Consider the following 23819-nt stretch of genomic DNA (forward strand, 5'->3'; position numbering starts at 1 on the left):
GTTCCGGTGGCCGGCCTGGCCGGCGCCGTCCTGCCCGGGTGTGAGTGCGCGTCAGTTCCGGTCGCTGCCTCCCTGATCCGCCGCGGGATCCCGCCGGCGGCGGCGCTGGCCTTCCTCCTCTCCGCGCCTGCGATCAATCCGGTGGTGATGGTGTCCACCGCGGTCGCGTTCCCCGGCATGCCGGAGATGGTCGCGGCCCGATTCCTCGCCTCGCTGCTCACCGCGGTGGTGGTGGGCTGGCTCTGGCTGCGCTTCGGCCGGATGTCCTGGATGCGGCCGGCGCCCCGGCCGGAGCCCGCACCCGGCGCCGGCCGGGCGGCGGTGTTCCGCACCAGCGTGGCGCACGACCTCACCCATGCCGGGGGATTCCTGGTGATCGGCGGACTGACCGCGGCCACGCTGAACGTCGCGGTGCCGCGCTCGGCCCTGGACTCCCTCGGCGGCGATCTGCTGGTCTCGGTCCTGGTGCTGGCTGTGCTCGCCGTCGCCCTCGCGGTCTGCTCGGAGGCCGACGCCTTCGTCGCCGCGTCCCTGACCGCGTTCCCGCTCACCGCGCGACTGGCCTTCCTGGTCGTCGGCCCCGCGGTCGACGTCAAGCTGATCGCGCTGCAGAGCGGGACCTTCGGTCGCCGCTTCGTGGTGTGGTTCGCGCCGGTGACGTTCGCGGTCGCGGTCGCGGCCAGCCTGCTGATCGGGGCGGTGCTGCTGTGACCCGCGCCTATCAGTCGGTGCTGCTGCTGGTCGTCGGCGTCGCGCTCGGCTCGATCACGGTCGACGGCCGCTACCTGAACTACCTCAAGCCTGCGATGCACGTGCCGTTGCTGCTGGCCGCGCTCGCCTTCATCGTGATCGGCATCGCCGATCTCCTCGCCCTCCGCCGGGCGCCCGTCGCTGCGGATGACATCCGTTGTGACCACGACGAGCACCAGCTCCCCCGCGCGGGCTGGCTGCTCGTCCTCCCGGTGCTGGCGATCGGATTCGTCGCCCCGCCGCCGCTGGGTTCGTGGGCCGCCGAGCGCGACCCCGGCACCGTCGCAGAGCCGGATTCCAGCGACTTCGCCGCGCTGCCGGCCGGGGACCCGGCGCGTATCCCGCTGAGTGAGTACGGCGTCCGCGCGGTCTGGGACGACGGCCGCACGCTGGCCGGCCGGACGGTGGAGATGATCGGTTTCGCCAGCCCGCGCAAGGGCGGCGGCTGGTACCTGACGCGGATGACGCTGACCTGCTGCGCCGCCGATGCGCTGGCCACCAAGGTCGAGGTCCGCGGCGCGGTCGCTCCGTCCAGCGACTCCTGGGTGCGGGTGGTCGGGCGGTACGTGGCCAGCGACGCGGCGAATCCCTCGCTCGCGGTGCCGGTCGTTGAGGCCGTGGAGGTCAGCCCGGTCGACGAGCCCGCGAATCCCTACGAATGACGGCGCACGGGTCCTCGCCTGGGCACGGCCACGGGCACTCCCACGGGAACGCCGCCGATGCACCGGCGGCACCGGCGGGCAGCGGCCGCCTGCTCGCGCTGCTGCTGGTCCCGGCGGCGCTCGCCGCCCTGATTGCGATGGTCGTGCTCTGGCCGGGCGAACAGCGATCGACCAACACCCAGGGGCTCGACCAGGACCTGGCCCGGGGAACGGTCACCGCGATCCACCCGGGCGACTGCGGCCCCGGCCCGACCGCCTGCCCGCAGGCCGACGTGCGCATTACCGGCGGCCCGGGCGAAGGGCAGACCGTCTCGGTCCCGGCACCGGCCGGGATCGGTGCCCCCACGCTGGCCGGCGGAGACAAGATCGTCATGGTCTACGGGCCGGATGCCCCGCCAGGGTCGCAGTACCAGGTCATCGATTTTCAGCGCGGCTCCCCGCTCCTGCTGCTGGCGCTGCTGTTCGTGGCCGTCGTGATCATCGCCGGACGGTGGCAGGGACTGGCCGCGCTCGGCGGCCTGATCGTCAGCTTCGCGGTGCTCGTGCTGTTCGTCCTCCCGGCGATCCTGAACGGCTCCTCGCCGCTGCTGGTCGCGGTGGCCGGCTCCGCGGTGATCATGTTCGCCGTGCTCTACCTGACCCACGGGGTCAACGTCTGGACCTCGGTCGCCGTGCTGGGCACTCTCGGGGCGTTGCTGCTCACCGGGGTACTCGGTCTGGTGTTCACCAACGCGGCCCACTTCACCGGGCTGGCGAGCGAGAACGCCGGGATGATCAGCGCGTCCTATCCGGACGTGGACGTCCGTGGGCTGCTGTTGGCCGGCATCATCATCGGCTCACTCGGCGTGCTGGACGATGTGACGGTCACTCAGGCGGTGACGGTGGCCGAGCTGCACCGCGCCGATCCGGCGATGCCGCGGACCGCGCTCTTCGCCGCGGCCAACCGGGTGGGCCGGGCGCACATCGCCTCGACCGTGAACACCCTGGTGCTCGCCTACGCCGGAGCCTCGCTGCCGCTGCTGCTGCTCTTCACCGCCGGCGGCCGCTCGACCGCGGACCTGCTCACCAGCGAGGTGGTCGCGACCGAGGTGGTGCGTACCGCGGTCGGCAGCATCGGGATCCTGGCCGCGGTCCCGCTCACGACGTGGCTGGCTGTGGCCGTGCTGCCCAGCCCTGCCGCGTCCGCTGGATCCCGATCACGCGGCAGACGGCGTAAATTCCGAACGACAGCGTGGTCACGTAGGGGCTGATCGGGACCTCGCTGCCCAGGGCGAGCAGGATCCCGCCGCCCATCGAGACCGTCGAGAACGTGACCGAGAGCAGGGTGATGTTCCGGGCGGACGCACTGACCTGCATCGCGGCGGCGGCCGGCGTGCAGAGCAGGGCGAGCACCAGGAGCGCGCCGATGATCTGGATCGCCGCGGCGATGGTCAGGCCGAGCAGCAGCATGAACACGATGGAGAGCGCCCGCACGTTGATCCCCCGGGCGACCGCCACGTCCGGGTCGACGCTGGCGAAGGTCAAAGGCCGCCAGATCAACGCCATCACCGCGGCGACCACGCCACAGATGCACAGCAGCGCGCCCATCTTGGTGTCCTCGACGGCGATGATCTGCCCGGTGAGCAGCCCGAACTTGTTGGCCGCGCGGCCTTCGTAGAGGGCGAGGAAGAGCACGCCGAGCCCGAGCCCGAACGGCATCAGCACACCGACCAGGGAGTTGCGGTCGCGGGCGCGGGTGCCGAGCGCACCCACCAGGAGGGCGGCGATCAGCGAGCCCGCGATCGAGCCGAGCACGACGCTGGTGCCCAGCAGCAGCGCGCCCGCGGCGCCGGCGAAGGACAGTTCGCTGATCCCGTGCACCGCGAAGGGCAGGTCGCGGGTCATCACGAACGGGGAGAGGAGCCCGGCGACCAGTGCGACCGCGATCCCGGCGATCAGGGAGTTCCGCGCGAGCTCGAACAGCGAGCCGTAGTCGTCGAAGTTGATGACGCGCGACCAGTCGGCGCCGGCAGCAACCATCTCCGCGCTCCACCCGACGAATCGATAATGATAACCGTTGTCAACAAGGTACCAGCGGGACGGGTTGGGGAGATCGGGGGCCGACCGCGGCGGTATTGATTGACCCTTGCGGGTTGTGGAACTACGTTCTACAGAAGCCCGGTCCGATGATTTCGCCGAGGCGGAGCCGTCTGCAGGGATGAGGGCGGCGGACGCGGCGGGACGGTCGGAGGCGGGATGGAACAGCGGCAGGTCAATCGCTGGCTGATCCTTGTCGTCCTCTGCCTGGCCGTGTTCTGCGTGATGGTCGCGACGATGATCGTGAACATCCTGCTGCCGACGTTGAACCGCGAGTTGGACGCCTCCACCAAGGACCTGCTCTGGATCGTCGACGCGTTCAACCTGGTCTTCGCCGCGTTCGTGCTCGCCGCCGGGTCGCTCTCGGACCGGTTCGGGCGCAAGGGCGCCCTGATGACCGGCTTGGTGATCTACATCGTCGCCTCCGCGCTGTCGGCGTTCGCGCTCAACCCGGAGATGCTCATCCTCTGGCGCGCGGTCGCCGGTCTCGGTGCTGCCGTGGTCTTCCCGACCACGCTCTCGATCATCTCCAACGTCTTCCCGAACCGCCGCGAACGCGCGCAGGCGATCGGGATGTGGGGCGCGGCCTCCGGCGCGTCGGTCGCGGTCGGGCCGATCATCGGCGGCGCGCTGGTCGAGGGCACCGAGTGGGGCGCGGCGTTCCTGTTCTGCGCCGTGGTCGCCACCATCACTCTGGGGCTGACGGCGCTGTACGTCCCGACCAGCCGGGACCCGTCGGTGCCGCGGCTCGACTACGTGGGCCTGGTGCTCTCGACCGCGGCGCTCGGCGCCTTGGTCTACGCGATCATCCAGGCGCCCGACCGAGGTTGGGGATCTCCGGCCAGCCTCGGCGACTTCGGGGCCGCGACCTGCCTGCTGGTCGCCTTCGCGATCTGGGAGAGCCACGTCGAGCAGCCGATGCTCGACGTCCGCCTGTTCGCCAACCTGCGCTTCACCGCGGCCTCCGGCGCGGTCACGTTCTCCTTCTTCGCGTTGTTCGGCTTCATCTTCCTGATCACCCAGTACGCCCAGTTCGTGCTCGGCTGGGGCGTGCTGGAGGCCGGCCTGCGGCAGGTCCCGGTGGCGATAGCGGTGGCCGGTGCCTCGCTGGTCGGCACCCCGCTCGCGGTCCGGCTGGGCACCAAGCTGGTGGTCTGCGCCGGTTCCCTGTTCCTGGTCGGCGGCTTCTACTGGGTCTCCACCTGCACCGAGACCACCACCTACCCGACGATCGTCGGCCAGATGATGACCATCGGCATCGGGATGGGCCTGACCAGCGCCCCCGCGACCGAGGCGATCATGGGCGTCGTCCCGGCCGCGAAGGCCGGCATCGGATCGGCCGTCAACGACGCGACCCGCGAACTCGGCGGCACGCTCGGCGTCGCGGTGATCGGCAGTGTCGCGCTCTCGACCTACCGCAGCAGCCTCGGGGACGACATCACGAACCCGGCCGTCCTGGAGCCCGCGCGCGAGTCCGTCGGCGCCGCGTTCGCCGTTGCCGAGCAGACCGGCGAGCCCAGCATCGTCGGCTTCGCCCAACAGGCCTTCATCGACGGCCTGCAGCTCGGCTGCTGGGTCGCCGCCGGCGTCTGCCTCGTCGGCTTCCTCCTCGCCGCCATCTACCTCCCCTCCCACCCCCTGGCGGAGGTGGGGCTGGAGCCCCCGCCGCCTGCGGACGCGATCGCCGAACCTGAGGCTCTGGTGTGTGCGGAGTGCGGCTCCCCCATCCCCGCCCCCACGACCCCCCTTACGTCAGCGAGAACGGTGGCTATAGCAACCGCTTTCGCTGACGCAAGCGATTAGACCTGGCGGTCGCGGCCTTCCCAGTAGGGCTTGCGCAGCACGGTCTTGAGGATCTTGCCGGTGCCGTTGCGGGGGAGTTCGTCGAGGACGTCGACGGTGCGCGGGGCCTTGAAGTGGGCGAGGCGCTCGCGGGCGTAGGCGATGACGGCGTCGGGGTCGACGGTGGCGCCGGGCTTGGCGACGACGACGGCCTTCACGGACTCGCCCCACCTGTCGTCGGGGACGCCGATGACCGCGACCTCGAGCAGGTCCGGGTGCTCGGAGAGCACGCGCTCGACCTCGGGGGAGTACACGTTCTCCCCGCCGGTGATGATCATGTCCTTCACCCGGTCGGAGATGAACAGGAAGCTCTCGGAGTCCAGGTGCCCGACGTCGCCGGTGCGCATCCAGCCGTCGGCGGTGATCGCCTCGGCGGTGGCCTCGGGCTTGTTCAGGTAGCCGGCCATCACCGTGCCGCCGCGGATCCACACCTCACCCGAGGTGCCCGCCGCCACCGGCTCCAGCGTCGAGGGATCGACGATCTGGACCTCGGACCCCAGCATCGCCCGGCCGGCGGCGCTGAGTCGTTCCGGGTGCGCCGGGTCGCGGTGCGCCTCGTCCTCCAGGGCGACGACGGCCCCGGCCAGCTCGGTCATCCCATACACCTGCAGGAAGCGTGCGTTCGGCCAGGCCTCGAGCGAGCCCCGCATCACCGGGGCCGGCATCGGAGCCGCGCCGTAGGAGAGCAGCTTGACGGTGGCGAGCGCGTTGCGCCCGACCTCGCCGGCCTGCAGCAGTGCCGCGAAGATCGCCGGCACGAAGAACGCGTGGGTCGCACCGACGAGGCCGGGGAACAGGTGCTCGGGCGTCGCCTCGCGGGTGAGGGTGATCGGCGTTCCGACGTACACGCACATCACGCCGGGGCAGGTGCCGCCGACGTGGAAGAGCGGCATCGCGAGCAGGTAGCGGTCCTCGTGGCTCGTATTGAAGACCGGGTCCAGACCGGCTGAGTGCGCGTTGAGGTTGGCATGAGTGAGCATCGCGCCCTTGGGGAAGCCGGTGGTTCCCGAGGTGTAGAGGATCAGCGCGGGATCCGACGGCTCCGCGCCGGCCAACGGGGTCGGGTCCGCGCCGGCGAGCAGCGCTTCGTACTGGTCCTCGAAGCCGCCGTCGGAGCCCACCACGACGACCTCGCGGACGGCGGGCAGCGAGCCGCGGATCGACTCGAGCACCTTGGCGAACTCGGCCCCGACGAACACGATCTCGGCGCCGGAGTCGGCGAGGACGTAGGTGACCTCCTCGGGCGAGAGGCGCCAGTTCGCGATCGCGTGGGCCGCGCCGACCGCGCTGGCCGCCATCGTCACATCGAGGCAGGCCGGGGAATTCTTGTCGTAGGTGGCGACGACCGTGCCGCGCCCGATGCCGAGTCCGCCCAGTGCGCCGGCCAACCGCTCCAGGCGGTCGTTCCACTGTCCCCAGGTCCAGTTCTGCCCGCCGAAGCGCAGCGCGGGGGAGTCCGGCAGTTCGGTCGCCCAGTGCACGAGGCGATCGGAGATCAGGCGCGGCGCGGGAGCGGTCATCAGGGCGATCCTTCGGTGGCCGAAACGGGACTGGGCGCTATCGTGCTCGGCGCGATCCGCTACGGCAACGGAGGAGGACGGGAAATAGTCCCCGGTTACGGCCATAGTTGGCCCGTCGGGGCCATGGCAGGGTCGGGGGATGGACCTGGTCAACAACCGGAAGATCCTGCTGCGCGAGCACCCGGCGGCTGAGCCGGACGACTCCTGCTTCGAGATCGTCACCGACCGCGTCCCGCGGGTCGGACCCGGCCAGGCCGTGGTGCGGGTCCGGTACCTGTCGGTGGACCCGGCCCAGCGGATCTGGATGAACCCCGGCGGCGCCTACGGCTTCGAGGCCACGCCCGGCCTGCCGATGCTCAGCCTCGGTGTGGGCGAGGTGGTGGACTCCCGCAACCCGCGCTACCCGCTCGGCGCCTGGGTCGGCGGCAAGCTGTGCTGGCAGCAGTACGCCGTCCTCACCGAGGCCGACGAGACCTGGGTGCTGCCGGAAGAAGCGGATCCAGTGCTCTCCCTCGGTGTGCTCGGCATGAACGGGCAGACCGCGTACTGGGGCTTGTTCGACATCGGCAAGCCGGTGCCGGGGGAGACCGTGCTGATCTCCGCGGCCGCCGGTGCCACCGGCTCGCTCGCCGGACAGCTGGCCAGAATCGCCGGGTGCCGGGTGGTCGGTCTGGCCGGCACCGCGGCCAAACGCGACTGGCTGCTGGAGTTGGGCTTCGACGCGGCGCTGGACTACCGCTCACCGGATCTGGCGAAGCTGCTCGACGAGGCCTGCCCGGACGGTGTGAACGTCTTCTTCGACAACACCGGCGGGCCGGCGCTCGACCTGGCGCTGACCCGGCTGGCGCTCGGTGGCCGGGTCGTGCTGTGCGGCGCGATCGCGAGCTACAACGACAACGGCAAGCCGGTCGGTCCGGCGGCGTACCGGATGCTCATCCGGCAGCGCGGGGTGATGCAGGGGTTCATCGTGATGGACTACGCCGACCGCTACGGCGAGGCCCTGACCAAGCTCGTGGGCTGGGTCGCGGACGGCAGTCTTAAGCACCGCGAGGACGTTGTCCATGGTCTGGACAACGCCCCCGAGGCGTTACGTCGGGTGCTCCGCGGCGACAACGAAGGAAAGATGGTCGTCGCGCTCTGACGTAGCGTCAGGTTCAGCGGTGGGCGAAGTGCTTCTTCTTGCGCTTCGGCGCGATGGCCTCGGCGACGCCGATCAGCAGGAAGGCGGCAACCACGGCGCAGATGAAGCCGAGCATGTCGAGCTCCATGATGTCGCCGGTGCCGATCGCAGCTGCGATCGAGCCACCGATGACCGAGCCGACCAGACCCAGGGCGAGGGTGGCGAGGAAGCCAAGGTTCTGCTTACCGGGCTTGATCAGGCGAGCGAGCAGGCCTATCACCAGGCCGGCAACGATGAAACCGATCACGTCGATCCTCCGAACTCAGGCCCCGGTCGGGGCGATGCCGGTGGTATTCCCAGTGCGCCAGCGGTCCACGCGTCACCGTGCGGAGATCCAGATCACGCGACGTAGCAGATTCGTCCCACCGTCTTCCCGTCGGCGAGGCGTTGGAGGGCGTCCGGCACCTGCTCCAGACCGATCCGCTCGCTGATCAGTGGCCGGATCGCGCCGTCGGCCACCAGTTTGTCCAGCTCCGCATGGCAGGCGAAGAGGGCGGCCGGGTTCTTCTCGCGGTACAGCCCCCAGTGCAGGCCCACGATGGAGTAGTTCTTGATCAGCGCGTGATTCAACGCCGCGGTGGGGATCGTGCCGCCGGCGAACCCGATCACCAGGATGCGGCCCTCGAAGGCGATGCACTTGGTGGAGCCGTTGTAGGCATCACCGCCGACCGGGTCGTAGACGACGTCGGCGCCGCGGCCCTCGGTGAACTCCTTGACCACCGAGACGAAGTTCTCCGTGTGCCGGTCGATCACCAGGTCGGCGCCCAGGTCGTGCGCGTAGGCGGCCTTGGCCGGTCCGCCCACCACGCCGATGACGGTGGCCCCGGCGGCCTTGCCGAGCTGGATCGCCGCGCTGCCGACCCCGCCCGCGGCGGCGTGGACCAACAGGGTCTCGCCGGGCTGCAGCTGCGTCCGCTTGTGCAGGGCGAACCAGCCGGTCTGGTAGGCGATCATGAACGCCGAGGCCTCGGCGTCATCGAGGCTCGGCGGCGCCGGGAAGACCAGATCGCCGGGGAGCACCGCGTAGTCGGCGAAGCCGCCGTGCCGGCGGATCGGCATCCCCATCACCCGGTCACCGACCGCGACGCCGGTGACGCCCTCGCCCAGGGCAGTCACCTCGCCGCAGACCTCGACGCCCGGCGTGAACGGCAGCTCGGGCTTCTCCTGGTACTCGCCCCGGCACATCAGGACGTCGGGGAAGTTGGCTGCCGTCGCGAGTGTCCGCACGATCACCTGCCCGGGAGCAGGAGCGGGAATTGCGGTTTCCGCGAGACGAAGGACGGCGGTGGGTTCGCCGAGTTCAGTGACCTGCCAAGCGCGCATGGCCCGCAGTCTCGCACCGATGGAAGTCTGCCCGGAGCACGTGGCAGGGTCGTCGCCATGGACTGGACACCGGACCCCGCGGCGCTCAAAGGCCGCATCGCCGTCGTGGCCGGCGCCACCGTGATCTGCACCGCTGGATGCGGTCGGAGCTCATGCTGGAGGTGTTCTCCACCACAGAACAGACCTGGAAGGACGCGGTGGGAACGACCGCGCCGGGTTTCGCCGACTCCGAGTCCACCCGTTTCGTCGGTCGAGCGGTCGCGGCGGATTCCCAGCGTGCCCGCTGGAATCAGGCCTCCGTCACGTCCGCTCACCTGGCCCGGGAGTTCGGGTTCACCGACCTCGACGGCACCCGACCTGATTGCTGGGCCGCGTTGGAGGGCGACGGCTGAGACGGCCGAGCCAGGTTTCGGTCTTGCTACCGACCGGGTAGTTGCGACCTCTGAGCTCGGTGCCTACAAGGAGGTCAAGGCCGTGCCCTGCACGATGGGCCCCCGTCAGGTAGTGCTTCCTGCTGACACGACCGCCCCACGCGCCGCCCGGAAATTTCTGGCCGAGGCCTGTTGTGGTTCTCACGTGGCCGAGGTGGTCGAGGAAGCTCAGTTGTTGGTCTCCGAACTGGTGACCAACGCCGTCAGGTACGGCGCCCCGCCGATCGAGTTGCAAGTGTGCTGTGCCGGCGAGGACCAACTCCACATCCGGGTGCGCGACTCCGACCCGGGAACGCCGCAGCCGCGCGACGCCGACGCGGACGCCGAAGGCGGTCGCGGCCTGCTGCTGGTGGACGTCGTCAGCGACGACTGGGGGCACGAAGATGACGCCGACGGCAAGGCGGTCTGGTTCACGCTGAAAGTGTGAGCAGGCACCCGGCGAGGCGGTGAATGCAGCCGCCTCCTTCGGGCAGTTGGGTGAACAACGTTCGCCGATCCGAAGGACTCCACCATGAGTGTGCTCGCCCTCCCTTTCACCGCGCTGCGCACCGGCCGCAAGCTGGCAGGTCACCTGACGTTGCCGGCGCTCGCCGGGGCAGCCGCATTGATCTACCGCACGGTGCGACGGTCAACGACGGGGCCCGCGAGCGCATCCACCACGGGCCCGGTCGCGGTTCCCTCGACACCGACCGCCGCGCGGACGAGCGCGCCCAGGAAAAGCGCTGCGCCGGCCGAGCGCGAACTGGTCGTCGACCCGATTCCGCTCGCCGAGGCCGCTGTCGACCTCGACGTCGAGGTGACGCTGCCCTCCGAGCTGCCGATCCGTTCTTACGACGCACTGGCCGCCAAGGATGCAGCCCACGCCATCCGGGAGCTCACCGAGGCCGAAGAGGTCCGCACGGTGCTGGCCTTCGAGGAGGAGAACTCCAAGCGCAGCACTGTGCTGACTGCGGCTCGCGCGCACCTGGCGGGTCTGGCCGTCCAGAGCTGACGCGGGAACGGTGCAGACGTTCCTGCCCTAACGTCGACCCATGGCCCACGATGCGCTGAACGAGGTCGCCGCCGAGCTGTACGGGTTGCCCGCGGCGGAGTTCACCGCCGCGCGCAACGCCGCGGCCAAGGCGGCGAAGACGGCCGGCGAGCGCGACCTCGCGGCGAGCATCACCGCGCTGGCGCGTCCGTCCACCTCGGCCTGGGTCGTCAACCACCTGGTCCGTCACCACCCGGCCGACGTCGAGGCCCTGCTCGAACTGGGGGCGGACATGCGCGCGGCCGAGCACGCCCGCGACGCCGACCGCATCCGGTCGCTGAGCCGGGAACGCAATCTGCGGGTGCCGGCGCTGACCCGGCAGGCCCGGGCGTTGTCCGAGGAACTGGGTCAGGCGGTGAGCGATGCCGTCGCGCTGGAGATCGAGAGCACGCTGACCGCAGCCCTGGCCACCGAAGACTTCGGCATCGCGGTGCGCAGTGGGCAACTGACCAAGGCGCTGGTGTGGGCCGGCTTCGGCGAGATGCCGGCGCTGGCCACCCTGGTCGCAGTCCCGTCGCCGTCTCCGAAAGCGCCGGCGAAGGCACCGGCGACGGCACCGCCGAAGGGTAAGAAGGGCGACGACGTCGCGGCTGCCGAGGCGGCCGAAGCCGAGGCGAAGGCCGCCGAGCAGCAGGCGGCGGCGGAGCGGCTCGAACGTGACCGGGCGGAAGCTGCGGAGGCCGCCGAAGAGGCGCAGGCCCGGGTCGAGGAGTTGACGGCGGTCGCCGCAGACCTCACCCAGCAGTTGGACTGGGCGAGGAAGCAGGTGATCGAAGCTGAGAAGGACGCCAAGGCGGCTGCTCGGCGCGTCAAGGTGCTGTCGGTCTAGGACATCTGGCCGCGGTACTCCGCGATCAGCAGCGCGAGGTCGTCGTTGAGCCGTGATCCGCCGGCGTTCTGTCGCAGCGAGGTCAGCACGGCGTCGAGCACGCCGACGTGGTCGCGGTCCAACGCAGGACGCAGCAGCTCGATGAAGTCCAGGAACCTGCGGTCGGCGTCGCGGGTCTCGATCGCGCCGTCGGTGTAGAGCAGCAGACGGTCACCGGGACGGAGCTGCCCGCTCTCCAGCACCGGGTCCGCGCCCAGCCCGAGCGGCAACGAGAACTCGGTGCCGACCTCGTTGATCTGATCACCCGTCAGCATCAGGGCCGGCGGATGCCCGCAGGAGGCCACCGAGAAGGTGCCATCGTCGTGGATCTCGGCGAGCAGGGCGGTGACGAAGTCCTCCTCGCCCAGGTGCGGGCGTAGCCGTTGGTCCAGCCGACCGGCGATCGCGGGTAGGTTGGCCAGGTCGGCGGCGACCGCCCGGAACTCCCCGAGCACGATGGTGGCCACCCGGACCGCGCTCAGTCCCTTGCCGCGGACATCTCCGATCAGCATCCGCACCGACCCGGGTCGCGGGACCACCTCGTAAAAGTCTCCGCCCACCTGGGCCTCTGCGGCCGCGCCCACATAGCGGGCGGCCAGCGCCACCGGCCCGATCAGCGCCGGTGGCGGGGCGAGGATGGCTCGCTGCGCTGCGTCGGCCACCCGGCGGACGTCGGCCAGCTCACCGGCCTTGTCCCGATACGCGGACGCCGAACGCAACGCGGCCCCCACCCGGCGCGCGATGTCCTGCGCGAACGGGACGTCGGCGGCCACGTACTTCCGGCTCGGCTCGGAGTAGACGAGGGTGAGGACGCCGGTCAGCTCCTCCTGATGAACCAACGGCACGACCAGTGCGCTGGCCGCCCCCAGGCCCCGCAGCAGCGCCCCGTGACCGGACTCGACGGCCGCCGCCTCGATCATTTCCGGCGTCACCGGGTCGAGCAGTTCCGGCCGGCCGGTGCGCAGCACCCGTCCGGCGCCGACGTCGGTATTGGGCCGCACCGGGTAGCGCCGCATGATCTCGTGCCCCAGCTTCGTGCGCTCGGGATCGACATGGGTGATCGCGACCAGCCGCAGGGCGCCTTCGTCCATCAACTGCAGGGAGCACCAGTCGGCGAACCGAGGGATCATCAGTTTCGGGATCGCGTCCAGGGTCCCTTCGTAGTCCAGCGTGCCGGACAGCACGATCGAGGCGTCGGCGATGAACGCGAGCCGCTCGTTGGCGGCGGCCAGCTTCGCGTTGGCCTCGGCCGCCCGCTCGGTGCTGATCGCGCGTTCGAGCGCCTGGGCGACGGTGTCGGCGAGCGTGGTGACGATGTCGGTATGGCTCTGCTCGTCCATTCCCACGATGGGGAAGGTCAGAGTGAGCACGCCGATGCACTCGGCCCCCACGATCAAGGGCGCGCTGTGCAGGGCCACGTCGTCGGGGAAGGTCTCCGCCGCGTCCGGATAGCGTCCGGCCAGGGCGGCACGTCCACGCACGGCCAAGGGCTTGCGCGAGCGGGCGACCTCGGCGGCGGGCCGGTCCGCGGTCAACGGGATCGGGTCGTCGCCGCCCGCCCAGGGCTCGTCCAGCGACGCCGGCGTCACCGGCGCCAAGGCGTCGCCCTGCAGCAGGTAGACCCGGGCGGACAGCGCATCCAGGTGCCGCGCGGCGCTGCCGGCGAGCGCGCTCGCGGTGTCCGAGACGGTCCGGGCCTGGCTCAGTTCGCCGGTGACCTGCTGCAGTCGGCTCAAGCGGTCGGAGACGTCGCGCATCGAGGACAGCCGTTCCACCTCGGCCGCCAGGGCCTGCGGAAAACTCGGCACCACCGGCAGTGAACCACCGGCGGCCAGCGCGCGGAGCCGGTCGACCAGGCCCTGGACGTACCACTGCCGGAACACCCGGTGCGCGGGTGCGGACTCCAGGGTCAGCAGCGCAGCGGAACGGGCGTAGGCGTCGACCTTGTCCAGCGCGGCCAGGTAGCGCTCACCCGCGGCGGCCGCCGAGACCGGGAGGGTGAGCACCAGCTCGGTCTCCAGGTCGCCCCGCCCCGCTGCGGCGACAGCCTGGCGTTTGATCTCGTTGCGCGCGACGGCGAAGTCCTGCGCCATCGTCTCGATCAGCGTCGCGAGCTCCGGTGGCGGCTGGTTCTCCACCGTCGCGGCGCCCGAGGTGACGAGGTGGAATTCGCGGAGCACGTTGTCCACGTGGCCCTTCGCCGCCAACAGCAGGTCGGTGGGAACCGACCCCAGGCGCACCGTGAAGACCGGCTCGTCCGTCGGGTGCAGGCCGGGGCGCTCGAGGTGGGTCAGGTCGAGCTCGGGGAGACCCGCTCCTGGCGGCCCGGCGCTCACCTCGGCCCAGATCGTCTTACGCCCACCGGCCAGCGGCTCGACGCCCCAGCCCGCGGTGGTCGCGGTGACCAGAGCCAGTCCGCGGCCGGTCATCGAGTGCGGGTTGAGCGGCGGAGCGATCGGCAGGTCACGTCCGCCGTCCTCCACCTCGATCCGCGCGCCACCGTCGGTGCGGAAGATGCGGACCACGATCGGGGCCTTGGCGTGGAGCACGGCGTTGGTCACCAGCTCGGTGACGACGAGCTCCGCGGTGCTGACGGTGTCCTCGGGCGCGTCGGCGAGCACCTCCGCCACGAATCGCCGGGCCCGCGGGGCGGCGTCCGGCTCGGCGGCGAGCATCAGCTCGCGCGCAGGGACCACTTGACCTCCTCGCAGCGTCCCGTCGCTTCGGGCCATTCTGCCTCGGCGGGCCGGTCGTGGGGTTGATCCGACGCGGCGGGCGGGCGAGACTGCCGGGGAGGTCGAGCTGGCGGCCGTCCTCGCTCAAACCGGTGTGAGGAACCGCGAATCGTGCCCTGAGTGAGCGGAGAGGTCATCTCCAACTCGATGGTCGAGCGTGATCTCGCCGCAGTGGACTGGGCCGGGACGCCGCTGGGTCCGCGCGCCGACTGGCCGCAGAGCCTGCGCATCTCCGTGCGCACGATGCTGGGCTCGCGCTTCGCGATGTGGATGGCCTGGGGGCCCGAGCTCACGTTCTTCTGCAACGACGCCTACCGCCAGGACACTCTCGGGTCCAAGTACCCCTGGGCGTTGGGCCGCCCCGCGCGGGAGGTCTGGGCGGAGATCTGGCCGGAGATCGGCTCGCGCATCGACAGGGTGATCCGCACCGGTGAGGCGACCTGGGACGAGGGCCTGCGCCTCTACCTGGAACGCCCGGGCTACCCGGAGGAGACCTACCACACGTTCTCCTACAGTCCGCTGGCCGACGACGAGGACTCGGTCACCGGGATGCTCTGCGTGGTCAGCGAGGAGACCGATCGGGTGATCTCGGCGCGGCGGATGGCGACGTTGCGCGAGCTCGGCGCCGCGGTCTCCGCGCTGCTCACCCCCTCCGAGATCTACGCCGCGGCCTGTGACCAGCTGGGCCGCAACCGCTCGGATTTCCCGTTCGCGCTGTTCTACGTCACCGCCGGAGAACGCAAGGCGGACCCGCCGCAGGCGTTGCTGGCCTGCGCCGTGGGCCTCGACGCCGAGCATCCGGCGGCGCCGCCGCGGTTGGAGATCGGGGCCGAGGCCTGTTGGCCGCTGCCGGCGCTGGGCCCGTCCGTGGTCGAGCTCGCAGATCGCTTCGTCGACCTGCCGGCCGGCGACCAGCCGGAGCCACCGACCCACGCGATGGTGCTTCCGCTGGTGGCTCAACCGGGCGCGGCGCCGGTGGCGTGGCTGGTGGCCGGACTCAACCGCTACCGGCCGCTGGACGAGGCCTACCGGGGTTTTCTCGAACTGACCTCCCGTCAGGTTGTCGCGGCGGTCGCGGCGGCATCGGCCTACGAACACGAGCGGCACCGGGCCGAACAGTTGGCCGAACTCGACCGCGCCAAGACGGCGTTCTTCACCAACGTCAGTCACGAACTGCGCACGCCGCTGACCTTGATCCTGGGGCCGGTGGCGGACGCCCTCGCGGACCGCGAGCATCCGCTCGCCCTCCGGCAGCAGGCCCGTATGGAAGTGGCTCAGCGCAGCGCGCACCGGCTCCTCGGCCTGGTCAACACGCTGCTGGACTTCTCCCGGCTCGAGGCCGGCCGAGTGGAACCGGACCTGGAGCCGGTCGACCTCGCCCGGCACACCGCCGATCTGGTCGGCATGTTCGAGTCGGTGACCGAGCAGGCGGGCCTGACCCTGCGGATGGACGTCCCCGCGGTGTCGGCGCCGGTCTGCATGGACCGGGACCTGTGGACCAAGATCGTGCTGAACCTGTTGTCGAACGCGGTGAAGTTCACCTTCGCCGGCGGCATCTGGGTCGAGTTGCGCCTGCCCGGGCCGGAGACCTCGGACGGCACCGCCGAGCTGACGGTGAGGGACACCGGAATCGGGATCGATCCCGCCGATCAGGAGCACCTGTTCGAACGTTTCCAGCGGGTCAAGGGCGCTCGTTCGCGTTCCCACGAAGGCTCGGGTATCGGGTTGGCGCTCGTGTCCGAGTTGGCCGCCCTGCTCGGCGGTGGGGTCGGCGTCGAGAGTGCGGTGGGGGTCGGAAGCGCCTTCACCGTTCGCGTGCCGGCCCCGCGGGTCCCGGGCACGTTGCCGGCGCAGGCGGAACCCGGGCTCGAGGTCCGGCATTCCCTCGACGAGGCGGCCCGCTGGGTGGGTGAGGCCGAGGCCTCGGACCTCATCGGCAGCCTGCCCGGGCCGGCCGACGGCGAACGGCCGTGCGTGCTGGTCGTCGAGGACAATGCTGACCTGCGCAGCTACCTCGCCTCGCTGTTGGTCGGCAGCTACCGCGTCGAGCTCGCCGTCGACGGCGCCGACGCGCTGCGCCGGATCGAGCAGCAGCTACCCGACCTGGTGCTCACCGACGTGATGATGCCCAACGTCGACGGCTTCGAGCTGCTCGCGGCGTTGCGTGCCGCGCCGCGGACGGCGGGGTTACCGGTGATCATGCTGTCCGCGCGGGGCGGTGAGGACGGGGTCCACGAGGGCCTGGAGTCCGGAGCCGACGACTACCTCACCAAGCCGTTCACGGCCCGGGAGCTGTTGGCCCGGGTGCGGACCAACGTGGAGCTCGACCGCGCCCGGCGGGCCCGTGCGAAGCTGGAGGAGAGCCGGACGCTGCTGGACCAGACGCAACGCCTGGCGCGGGTCGCGTCCTGGGAGATCGACGTCGCCACCGGCGGAATGACCACCTCGCCCGAGTTCGGCCGCATGCTCCGGATGACGCCGCACCAGCTGGCGACGCTCGACCTGGACAGTGCCCTGGACACCCTGCTGCACGCGTCGGACCGGCAGCGGGTAGCCGACGCACTGACTGCCGGCCTGGATGGCGCGCCCATCGCCTACGACGCGTGGTTCCGCACCGGCGACGGCGGCGAGGTCATGATGGAGATCGTCGGCGAGGCCATCCGGGACGCCGAGGGCAACGCGATCACCTTGCGCGGATCGATCCAGGACGTGGGCGAGCGGCGTTGCGCCGAGCAGCAGGCCATCATCGATGTGGCGGCCCGTCAGGTCGCCGTGCGTGAGCACCAGATTGCCGAAGAGCTGCAGGCGAGCCTGCTGCCCGGGCTCGATTTCGACCCTGACCACCTCAACGTCGCCAGCTTCTACCAGGCCGGTGTCGAGGGCACCCAGGTCGGCGGCGACTGGTACGACGTGATCGAGCTCGGCGCCGGGCGCACCGCGCTGGTCATCGGCGACGTCATGGGCCGCGGCGTGCGGGCGGCCGCCGTGATGGGTCAGCTACGGGCCGCCATCCGCGCCTACGCCCGACTCGACCTGCCCCCGGCCGACGTACTCGAGCTCTGCGACGGCGCCGTCCGCGAACTCGGCGAGGACCAGATCGTCACCACCGTCTACGCCGTCTTCGATCCGGTGGAGCACACCCTGACCTTCGCCAACGCGGGGCACCTGCCTCCGCTGCTCATCGCGGCCGACGGGTCGGTGCGCCGGCTCACCGCGAGCGCCGGGGCACCGCTGGGCAGTGGCCCGCTGACGATCAGCGAGGAGACGGTGGCGATGACTCCCGGGATGACCCTCGTCCTCTACACCGACGGACTCGTGGAGCGGCGCGACCGCGACATCGACGCCGGCATTTCCCTGCTGGCGACCGAGGCGGCCGCCTCGACCGACGACCTGGCCGACCTGCCCGCCTCCCTGGTCGCGCGCATGCTGCCCGAGGGGCAGGACGACGACGTGGCGGTGCTGCTGGCCCGGATTCCGCTTGACGGGCTGGTGGTCCCCAGCGTGCGGTTCGCCGCCGGCGACACGGCGCGCGCGGTCGCCTCGGCGCGCCACTGGGCACGTCGGATCCTGACGGGCTGGGACGTGGGCGACGACCGGAGCGCGGACGCCGAGCTGCTGATCGGCGAACTCATCACCAACGCCCTCACGCACGGCACCGCCCCGGTGGAGCTAAGGCTGCGCCACACCCGCGACGCGCTGATGATCGAGGTGAGCGACGAGGCCCAGTTCCTGCCGCGCCGGTTGCGGCCGGCGGTCGACGACGAGCACGGCCGCGGCCTGATGCTGGTCGCCAACCTGGCCCAGCGCTGGGGGGTGCGACCGACATCGGCCGGGAAGGCGGTGTGGTGCGTGCTCGCCCTGAACCCGGCGGCGCGTCGTTAGGTTCTGACGCTCCGTCATCCGAGCGGGAAGTCTGATTCCCCGGCCCGGGTGCGGACCACCTCTCCGGCCACCTCGGACAGCTTGCGATTCGTCGTGTTGGACAACGTGCGCAGATAGTCGAACGCCTTGCCCTCGTCGACCCGGAGCCGAACCATCAGCATGCCCTTGGCCTGCTCGATCACGCCGCGGTTGCGCATCGCGGTCCGCAGACCATCCAGCTCGGCCTGCAACTCCGCCAGCTGGGCGTGGAGCCCGTCGATCGACGGCTCCGCGGTTTCCCGGTCGGTATCGGCGCGCGCGCCGAGATCCTGCAACGAGCGCGCGACCTGGTCGAGGTGCTCATGGACGCGTCGCAGGCGGACATCCTCGTGCTCCCGGGTGTCGCCGGGCCGGGGGGCGGCTGCGCCGATTCCGTAGTCGTTCGCGGGCATCGATCTCGGCCTCCGTCCAGGGGGGCGTCGTGGCGGGCGTGTTGTGCACCCGACCCCTACCCCACCCGTGGCGCGGGATGCGCAGGGACGGAATGCCGCCCCGCGCGGCAGCGTTGTGCGGGCCATGCCCGCTGACCTGCCCGCTGACATCCCGGACCAGGACCCCACCCGGGTCCTCGTGATCACCGCCCACCCGGACGACGTCGACTACGGCGTCGGCGGAACCATCGCCGGCTGGACCGCAGCCGGGATCGAGGTCGCCTACTGCATCGTCACCGACGGCGACGCCGGCGGGAGCGACGCCTCGCTCACGCGCGCGGAGGTGGGAGCGCTGCGCCGCGAGGAGCAGCGCAAGGCCGCCGCGGTGCTCGGTGTCAGCGAGGTCGACTTCCTGGGTTACCCGGACGGCCGGGTGACCGTGACCCTGGAACTGCGCCGTGACCTGGCGCGCGCGATCCGCCGGTTCCGGCCCACCCGGGTCGTGATCCAGTCGCCGACCCGGGACCTGCGCAGCATGTACGGCAGCCACCCCGACCACACCGCCGCCGGGGAGGCGGCCATGTGCGCGGTCTACCCCGACGCGCGCAACGAGTTCGCCCACCCCGAGCTCCTGCGGGACGAGGGCCTGGCTCCGCACGCCGTCGCCGAGACCTGGGTGATGGCGCCCATGGGCGACGGTGACCGCCACGTCGACATCACCGACACCGTCGACCGCAAGGTCGCGGCGTTGCTGGCTCATGTCTCGCAGACCGCGCACATGGACAAGCTGGAGGAGATGATGCGCGGCTGGGGCGCGCGTCAGGCCCAGGCCGGCGGGCTGCCGGAAGGCCGCCTTGCGGAGAGCTTCCTGGTACTCGACACCCGCTGACCTGCCGCAAACTCCCGCGTCGGGTCAGCGCCGGGTGTCGATGAGGATGCGGTCGGCGAGCGTTGTCGCGGTCGCGGGATCGCCGACACCGACCGCGGCAAGCACCGCATGGGTCTCGGTGCGGTTCAGGCCCTCGACGTGGCGCAGGGCGTAGGCGGCCCGGGCGGCCGGCAGCAGAAAGGTCAGGTCGGGCTCCGCGGTCACACTCGCCCGAGGACGTCCGGCGAGCACCGCGCGGCGCCGGCCGGTGGCCAGCGTCCGGCGGACGACCCGCTCGCGCAGGACCGGGTAGGCCGCGACCGGGCTGACCTCGCTCGAGACGAACGCGCGGTCGACCGCGACGTGCGCGATCAGGGTCCGCCCGCGGCGGCCCAGGCTCGGGCTGAGGATCGAGTAGGCGAGCTTCTGCAGGCGGACGCGGGCGTCTGCCTGAGGAATGTTCAGGGTCGTTCCGGCTGGTTCTCCGGACATGAGAACGTCGTCCGTTCTTCCGGGGGTGCAGCGGTACCGCGTCGGCGGATCGCGGTCCGCCCACTCTGTCAGCGCCTACGGCACGCGGTCATCGGTCGCTCGACCAAAGAGGTGCTAAAAGCTTTCGATCAAGTGACGGATCGGGCGCGGAGGGGTCACCGATTTGGAGTAGTTCCAGAAGAGGCCTGACGCTCAGTCACTTTTTGGTGGTCGGGCCGGGTCGGTCCGGGCCGGGCTTGCCGATGACCTTGGACTTGAGGGTGTCCAGTCGTTCCTTGTTCTTGGGGTCGGCCATCTGCTTGCGGACCTGCTCCTGGGCCTTGGCCAGGCGTTCCTTGTTCTTGGGGTCCGCCATCTGCTTGCGGACCTCCTCGTTGGCCCGCTTCATCGCCTTGCGCCCCGTCGGGGACGCGAGCAGCTTGGCTACGCGGATGATCGGTGTCGGCACGGTGACCCCTTTCGACGCGGTAGTCGGGCGCTACCCCGAGTTTAGCGAGCGGTCACGGCCGCGGGTCGCGGCGGAGTGGGTGCTCCGGTGGGACCTCGACCAGCACGATCCGCATCCCGTCGGGGTCGGCGATCCAGCATTCGATCAGTCCCCAGGGCTCCTGCACCGGTGGGCGCAAGATCGTGACCCCCGCCGCGGCCAGGCGGTCGTGCTGCTTCTGCACGTTCCGGACCTGGATCCACAGCGCCACCGCCGCGTTCGGGCCGTCCTGGGACTGCCCGGACACTTCCAGCAGGCCGTTGCCCAGGTGGAAGACCACGCCCGGGTGGTCCGGGGGGCCGAACTCCCGGTACACGGCCAGCCCGAGGCTCTCCTCGTAGAAGTGCCGTGAACGGGGGTGGTCGCTGGGGTGCAGGAGCATGCGGCTTCCGAGGACGTCCATGGGCCCGATTCTTCCCGGTCGAAGAATTCGGACGAACCCACCCATCCGGGACGGCGCGGCGGACGAATTAGGTGCCAGGCCTACTCCCGGAGGTTCCGCATGCCTACGCACCCGTTCATCACCCGCGCCGCGGTCGGCGCGGCGGTCGCCGCCACGGCCGCGCTCGTAACCCTCGGCGCACCCGCCGCCGACGCCGCCGTTGGCGTCGTGGTCTGGACCGGCCCGAGCGGGGATACCCCGATCCCGTTCCCGGCCGACGACCAGTGCTTCGCCACCCCCGGCGCGACCGGTGCCCACAACTACTCGATCGCGGACGCCTTTGTCTTCACCGACGCGAGCTGCACCACCGGCCAGGAGGCCGGCAGCTTCAGCGCCTTCAAGGACTTCGATGGCGCCTTCGAGTCGGTCCGGGTGCGCACTCCCGCGAGCTGATGTCGCGTCAGAACGGAAGCGGCCCCGGACCGGTGTGAGGGGACCGGGTCCGGGGCCGTTCGCCCGGAGTTGCGCGGAGCGTGGGTACTAGACGCCGAGCAGCTTCTTCTCGCTCGGGCGCAGGTAGACGAACCAGGTGACCGCGAAGCAGAGGCCGTAGAAGATCAGGAAGCTCAGGTAGGCCGCGTCGCCGTTGCCGTTGCGCATGAACGACTCGCGGAAGGCGATGTTCACCAGCACACCACCGAAGGCACCGACTGCGCCGGCGATGCCGATCAGGGCGCCGGACATCCGACGGGCGTGCCGGTCGGCGGCCGCCGAGTCCGTGCCGGCCGCGACCGCGCTCTGCGCCTTGGCGCGGAAGATCATCGGGATCATCTTGTAGGTCGAGCCGTTGCCGATGCCCGAGGTGATGAACAGGCCGACGAAGCCGAACAAGAACATCGTCAGCGAGTCCTGCGTGGAGGCGACGTAGACGATGGCCGCGAAGCTGGCCATGCCGACGAAGTTCCAGAAGGTCACCAGGGCGCCGCCGAGCTTGTCGGCGAGCATGCCGCCGATCGGCCGGGCGATCGAGCCGATCAGCGCCCCGATGAAGGTGATCTCGGCGGCATCGCGCGGGGTCGGGAAGTCCGCCGGGAACTGGGTGAGCAGCACCTGGCCGAAGGCGAAGCCGAAGCCGATGAACGAGCCGAAGGTGCCGATGTAGAGGAAGGACATGATCCAGGTCTGCGAGTCCTTGCAGACCTCCCGCATCGCGCCCTTCTCGTTCGTGGCGTGAGTGATGTTGTCCATGTACATCGCGGAGAACAGCGCCGAGAGCACGATGAACGGGATGTAGATCCCGACCACCATCTTCGGGTGGCCGACGCCCGCGGTGGCCAGGATGATCAGGCCGACGATCTGGATCGTGGCGACGCCCAGGTTGCCGCCCGCGGCGTTGAGGCCGAGCGCGCGGCCCTTGAGGCGGGCCGGGTAGAACACGTTGATGTTCGCCATCGAGGAGGCGAAGTTGCCGCCACCGACGCCGGCGACCGCGGCGAGGATGAGCAGCGTCGAGTATTCGATGCCGGGCTCGAGCAGGAAGAAGGTGAGGATCGTCGGCACCAGCAGCACGCCGGCGGAGAAGATCGTCCAGTTCCGACCGCCGAACTTGGCGACCGCGAACGTGTAGGGCAGGCGCAGGAACGATCCGGCCGCGGCTGCGACCGAGACGATCGTGAACTTCTCGGCCGGCGTGATGCCGTAGGCCGGGCCGAGGAAGAGCACGAGGGTGGACCACATCGTCCACACCGAGAACCCGATGTGCTCGGAGAAGATCGAGAAGATCAGGTTGCGCCGGGCGACCTTCTTGCCCTTGCTCTCCCAGAACTCCACGTCCTCAGGGCGCCAGTCGTCGATCCAGTGCGGGCGCTCGGTGGTGGCGGGGGCCTCGGGGGCGGCCCAGGGGGACTCAGCAGCGATCGTCATGGGGGTCTCCTGATGCGGTGCGGCGACCCCAGCAGAGTCCGGCACGGTTGTTGCCGGTCTGTGTGTGCTGTGTTAACCGAAACGCACTTCGTGCCGCACCCGGAGACCCTCAGCCCGTGAGAACGAGCGTGTGCGAGCGTGAGTGCCGCGCAGAAAATTAGTGGGCGTGAGGTGAATCACCCTGGTCGACCAGGCGCTTGCGGGAGGCCTCGATCTCCTTCTCGGCGGCGACCCGGTCCACCCAGCTGGCGCCCTCGACGGACTTGCCGGGCTCGAGGTCCTTGTAGACCTCGAAGAAGTGCTGGATCTCGAGGCGGTCGAACTCCGGCAGGTGGTGGATGTCGCGGATGTGCTCGACGCGCGGGTCGTTCGCCGGTACGCAGAGCACCTTGTCGTCCCCGCCCTTCTCATCCGTCATCCGGAACATGCCGATCGCGCGGCACAGGATGAGGCAGCCGGGGAAGGTCGGCTCGTCCACCAGCACGAGCGCGTCCAGCGGGTCGCCGTCCTCGCCGAGGGTGTTCTCCACGAAGCCGTAGTCGGCCGGGTAGCGGGTCGAGGTGAACAGCATCCGGTCCAGCCGGATCCGGCCGCTGACGTGATCGACCTCGTACTTGTTCCGGTGGCCCTTGGGGATCTCGATGGTGACGTCGAACTGCAGGGGGCTCGTCATCGCGGGGCGTCGCTTCCGTCGGGATCGGCTCGGGCGCCTCGATAATCTCTCAGCGGTCTTGATCAAGGCCGATCGGGTGGGAGGCCAAGGTGCGGATTCCGGTGCGCTCGCGGCTCGTCGCGGTTGCCGCGGTGCTGGCTCTGGCGCCCAGCGCCGTGTCCGCCGCCGTCTCCTCAGCTGAGGTCACGCCGGGCCCCACACCCCTGCACGGCGTGCCTCAGGTGCTGGCCCCGGTCGACCCGGCGACGGGGACCGGCCCCACCGCCGCCGGCCTCGGGGCCGCCC

The 23819-nt window shown here is 70.8% G+C and carries 23 protein-coding genes and 1 pseudogene; 13 read left to right on the plus strand and 11 right to left on the minus strand.

Annotated features, from left to right (window positions below; translation table 11 throughout):
* The 3 genes from H0X00_RS06740 to H0X00_RS06750 all read left to right on the plus strand — a co-directional run.
* The coding region (locus H0X00_RS06740) for a permease (RefSeq protein WP_293768344.1) at positions 1–711 on the plus strand (711 nt) is incomplete at its 5' end.
* Positions 708–1412: a TIGR03943 family protein gene (locus H0X00_RS06745; RefSeq protein WP_293768346.1), complete on the plus strand. Its 705-nt coding sequence runs from the start codon at positions 708–710 to the stop codon at positions 1410–1412. The genes H0X00_RS06740 and H0X00_RS06745, both read left to right, overlap by 4 nt.
* Positions 1409–2662: a YibE/F family protein gene (locus H0X00_RS06750; RefSeq protein WP_293768348.1), complete on the plus strand. Its 1254-nt coding sequence runs from the start codon at positions 1409–1411 to the stop codon at positions 2660–2662. The genes H0X00_RS06745 and H0X00_RS06750 overlap by 4 nt, the downstream gene beginning before the upstream one ends.
* Here H0X00_RS06750 and H0X00_RS06755 read toward each other — a convergent pair.
* Positions 2550–3431, minus strand: a complete 882-nt coding sequence (locus H0X00_RS06755) for a metal ABC transporter permease (RefSeq protein ID WP_293768350.1) — start codon at positions 3429–3431, stop codon at positions 2550–2552. The two genes, H0X00_RS06750 and H0X00_RS06755, sit on opposite strands and share 113 nt — an antisense overlap.
* Positions 3432–3647: 216 nt before the next feature.
* On the opposite strand from H0X00_RS06755, the gene H0X00_RS06760 reads away from it, so the two are divergent.
* The gene (locus H0X00_RS06760) at positions 3648–5291 is read left to right on the plus strand and encodes an MFS transporter (protein ID WP_293768352.1); all 1644 of its coding nucleotides are present in this window, start codon (positions 3648–3650) and stop codon (positions 5289–5291) included.
* Here the strand turns inward: H0X00_RS06760 and H0X00_RS06765 are convergent.
* Positions 5288–6850 (minus strand): long-chain-fatty-acid--CoA ligase, encoded by a 1563-nt coding sequence (locus H0X00_RS06765; RefSeq protein ID WP_293768354.1) that lies wholly within the window; start codon positions 6848–6850, stop codon positions 5288–5290. The genes H0X00_RS06760 and H0X00_RS06765 overlap by 4 nt on opposite strands.
* 139 nt (positions 6851–6989) lie before the next feature.
* Here H0X00_RS06765 and H0X00_RS06770 point away from each other — a divergent pair, with 139 nt between their 5' ends.
* On the plus strand, positions 6990–7991 hold the full coding sequence (locus H0X00_RS06770; RefSeq protein WP_293768356.1) for an NADP-dependent oxidoreductase: 1002 nt from the start codon (positions 6990–6992) through the stop codon (positions 7989–7991).
* 13 nt (positions 7992–8004) lie between these two features.
* Here H0X00_RS06770 and H0X00_RS06775 read toward each other — a convergent pair whose 3' ends face one another.
* On the minus strand, positions 8005–8277 hold the full coding sequence (locus tag H0X00_RS06775) for a hypothetical protein (RefSeq protein ID WP_293768358.1): 273 nt from the start codon (positions 8275–8277) through the stop codon (positions 8005–8007).
* Between the two features lie 92 nt (positions 8278–8369).
* Positions 8370–9353 carry an NADPH:quinone oxidoreductase family protein gene (locus H0X00_RS06780; protein WP_293768360.1) on the minus strand — a complete coding sequence of 328 codons (984 nt, stop codon included), beginning with the start codon at positions 9351–9353 and terminating at the stop codon, positions 8370–8372.
* A 134-nt stretch (positions 9354–9487) separates the two neighbouring features.
* Here H0X00_RS06780 and H0X00_RS06785 point away from each other — a divergent pair.
* The 4 genes and pseudogenes from H0X00_RS06785 to H0X00_RS06800 form a co-directional block, all read left to right on the plus strand.
* Positions 9488–9745 (plus strand): annotated as a pseudogene (locus tag H0X00_RS06785) (short-chain dehydrogenase); the annotation flags it as partial.
* Positions 9746–9839: 94 nt separating this feature from the next.
* Positions 9840–10211, plus strand: a complete 372-nt coding sequence (locus H0X00_RS06790) for an ATP-binding protein (protein ID WP_293768388.1) — start codon at positions 9840–9842, stop codon at positions 10209–10211.
* Between the two features lie 84 nt (positions 10212–10295).
* Positions 10296–10775 (plus strand): hypothetical protein, encoded by a 480-nt coding sequence (locus H0X00_RS06795; protein ID WP_293768364.1) that lies wholly within the window; start codon positions 10296–10298, stop codon positions 10773–10775.
* A gap of 40 nt (positions 10776–10815) precedes the next feature.
* Positions 10816–11643, plus strand: coding sequence for a hypothetical protein (locus tag H0X00_RS06800; RefSeq protein WP_293768366.1), 828 nt, complete (start codon positions 10816–10818; stop codon positions 11641–11643).
* Here H0X00_RS06800 and H0X00_RS06805 read toward each other — a convergent pair.
* Positions 11640–14378: a SpoIIE family protein phosphatase gene (locus tag H0X00_RS06805; protein ID WP_293768368.1), complete on the minus strand. Its 2739-nt coding sequence runs from the start codon at positions 14376–14378 to the stop codon at positions 11640–11642. The genes H0X00_RS06800 and H0X00_RS06805 overlap by 4 nt on opposite strands.
* Before the next feature lie 159 nt (positions 14379–14537).
* On the opposite strand from H0X00_RS06805, the gene H0X00_RS06810 reads away from it, so the two are divergent.
* Positions 14538–18299 carry a SpoIIE family protein phosphatase gene (locus H0X00_RS06810; protein ID WP_293768370.1) on the plus strand — a complete coding sequence of 1254 codons (3762 nt, stop codon included), beginning with the start codon at positions 14538–14540 and terminating at the stop codon, positions 18297–18299.
* A 14-nt stretch (positions 18300–18313) separates the two neighbouring features.
* Here H0X00_RS06810 and H0X00_RS06815 read toward each other — a convergent pair whose 3' ends face one another.
* Positions 18314–18730 (minus strand): ANTAR domain-containing protein, encoded by a 417-nt coding sequence (locus H0X00_RS06815; RefSeq protein WP_293768372.1) that lies wholly within the window; start codon positions 18728–18730, stop codon positions 18314–18316.
* A 124-nt stretch (positions 18731–18854) separates the two neighbouring features.
* Between H0X00_RS06815 and H0X00_RS06820 the strand changes: the two genes are divergently transcribed.
* Positions 18855–19598, plus strand: coding sequence for a PIG-L deacetylase family protein (locus H0X00_RS06820; RefSeq protein WP_293768374.1), 744 nt, complete (start codon positions 18855–18857; stop codon positions 19596–19598).
* A 24-nt stretch (positions 19599–19622) separates the two neighbouring features.
* Here the strand turns inward: H0X00_RS06820 and H0X00_RS06825 are convergent, their stop codons facing one another.
* The 3 genes from H0X00_RS06825 to H0X00_RS06835 all read right to left on the minus strand — a co-directional run bounded on the left by H0X00_RS06825 (position 19623) and on the right by H0X00_RS06835 (position 20959).
* Positions 19623–20069 carry a hypothetical protein gene (locus H0X00_RS06825; protein WP_293768376.1) on the minus strand — a complete coding sequence of 149 codons (447 nt, stop codon included), beginning with the start codon at positions 20067–20069 and terminating at the stop codon, positions 19623–19625.
* Between the two features lie 196 nt (positions 20070–20265).
* Entirely contained in the window at positions 20266–20517 is a 252-nt protein-coding gene (locus H0X00_RS06830; protein ID WP_293768378.1) for a hypothetical protein, read from the minus strand.
* A gap of 52 nt (positions 20518–20569) precedes the next feature.
* Positions 20570–20959 (minus strand): VOC family protein, encoded by a 390-nt coding sequence (locus H0X00_RS06835; RefSeq protein WP_293768380.1) that lies wholly within the window; start codon positions 20957–20959, stop codon positions 20570–20572.
* 99 nt (positions 20960–21058) lie between these two features.
* Here H0X00_RS06835 and H0X00_RS06840 point away from each other — a divergent pair, with 99 nt between their 5' ends.
* Positions 21059–21391: a hypothetical protein gene (locus tag H0X00_RS06840; RefSeq protein ID WP_293768382.1), complete on the plus strand. Its 333-nt coding sequence runs from the start codon at positions 21059–21061 to the stop codon at positions 21389–21391.
* Between the two features lie 87 nt (positions 21392–21478).
* Here H0X00_RS06840 and H0X00_RS06845 read toward each other — a convergent pair whose 3' ends face one another.
* The gene (locus H0X00_RS06845) at positions 21479–22861 is read right to left on the minus strand and encodes an MFS transporter (RefSeq protein WP_293768383.1); all 1383 of its coding nucleotides are present in this window, start codon (positions 22859–22861) and stop codon (positions 21479–21481) included.
* A gap of 157 nt (positions 22862–23018) precedes the next feature.
* On the minus strand, positions 23019–23522 hold the full coding sequence (locus H0X00_RS06850; protein WP_367186468.1) for an inorganic diphosphatase: 504 nt from the start codon (positions 23520–23522) through the stop codon (positions 23019–23021).
* A 101-nt stretch (positions 23523–23623) separates the two neighbouring features.
* On the opposite strand from H0X00_RS06850, the gene H0X00_RS06855 reads away from it, so the two are divergent.
* Positions 23624–23819, plus strand: a 196-nt coding sequence (locus H0X00_RS06855; RefSeq protein ID WP_293768386.1) for a hypothetical protein, incomplete at its 3' end; no start/stop codon positions are given.

It is taken from the genome of Sporichthya sp. (assembly GCF_013815995.1).
In the GTDB taxonomy this organism is placed as follows: Bacteria; Actinomycetota; Actinomycetes; order Sporichthyales; family Sporichthyaceae; genus Sporichthya.

Excerpts from the sequence above, each read along its gene's own strand:
- H0X00_RS06765 (WP_293768354.1), bottom strand. The coding sequence starts at position 6,850 with ATGACCGCTCCCGCGCCGCGCCTGATCTCCGATCGCCTCGTGCACTGG.
- H0X00_RS06770 (WP_293768356.1), top strand. The coding sequence starts at position 6,990 with ATGGACCTGGTCAACAACCGGAAGATCCTGCTGCGCGAGCACCCGGCG.
- H0X00_RS06795 (WP_293768364.1), top strand. The coding sequence starts at position 10,296 with ATGAGTGTGCTCGCCCTCCCTTTCACCGCGCTGCGCACCGGCCGCAAG.
- H0X00_RS06825 (WP_293768376.1), bottom strand. The coding sequence starts at position 20,069 with ATGTCCGGAGAACCAGCCGGAACGACCCTGAACATTCCTCAGGCAGAC.
- H0X00_RS06755 (WP_293768350.1), bottom strand. The coding sequence starts at position 3,431 with ATGGTTGCTGCCGGCGCCGACTGGTCGCGCGTCATCAACTTCGACGAC.
- H0X00_RS06815 (WP_293768372.1), bottom strand. The coding sequence starts at position 18,730 with ATGCCCGCGAACGACTACGGAATCGGCGCAGCCGCCCCCCGGCCCGGC.
- H0X00_RS06835 (WP_293768380.1), bottom strand. The coding sequence starts at position 20,959 with ATGGACGTCCTCGGAAGCCGCATGCTCCTGCACCCCAGCGACCACCCC.
- H0X00_RS06750 (WP_293768348.1), top strand. The coding sequence starts at position 1,409 with ATGACGGCGCACGGGTCCTCGCCTGGGCACGGCCACGGGCACTCCCAC.
- H0X00_RS06780 (WP_293768360.1), bottom strand. The coding sequence starts at position 9,353 with ATGCGCGCTTGGCAGGTCACTGAACTCGGCGAACCCACCGCCGTCCTT.
- H0X00_RS06845 (WP_293768383.1), bottom strand. The coding sequence starts at position 22,861 with ATGACGATCGCTGCTGAGTCCCCCTGGGCCGCCCCCGAGGCCCCCGCC.
- H0X00_RS06760 (WP_293768352.1), top strand. The coding sequence starts at position 3,648 with ATGGAACAGCGGCAGGTCAATCGCTGGCTGATCCTTGTCGTCCTCTGC.
- H0X00_RS06820 (WP_293768374.1), top strand. The coding sequence starts at position 18,855 with ATGCCCGCTGACCTGCCCGCTGACATCCCGGACCAGGACCCCACCCGG.
- H0X00_RS06800 (WP_293768366.1), top strand. The coding sequence starts at position 10,816 with ATGGCCCACGATGCGCTGAACGAGGTCGCCGCCGAGCTGTACGGGTTG.
- H0X00_RS06840 (WP_293768382.1), top strand. The coding sequence starts at position 21,059 with ATGCCTACGCACCCGTTCATCACCCGCGCCGCGGTCGGCGCGGCGGTC.
- H0X00_RS06790 (WP_293768388.1), top strand. The coding sequence starts at position 9,840 with ATGGGCCCCCGTCAGGTAGTGCTTCCTGCTGACACGACCGCCCCACGC.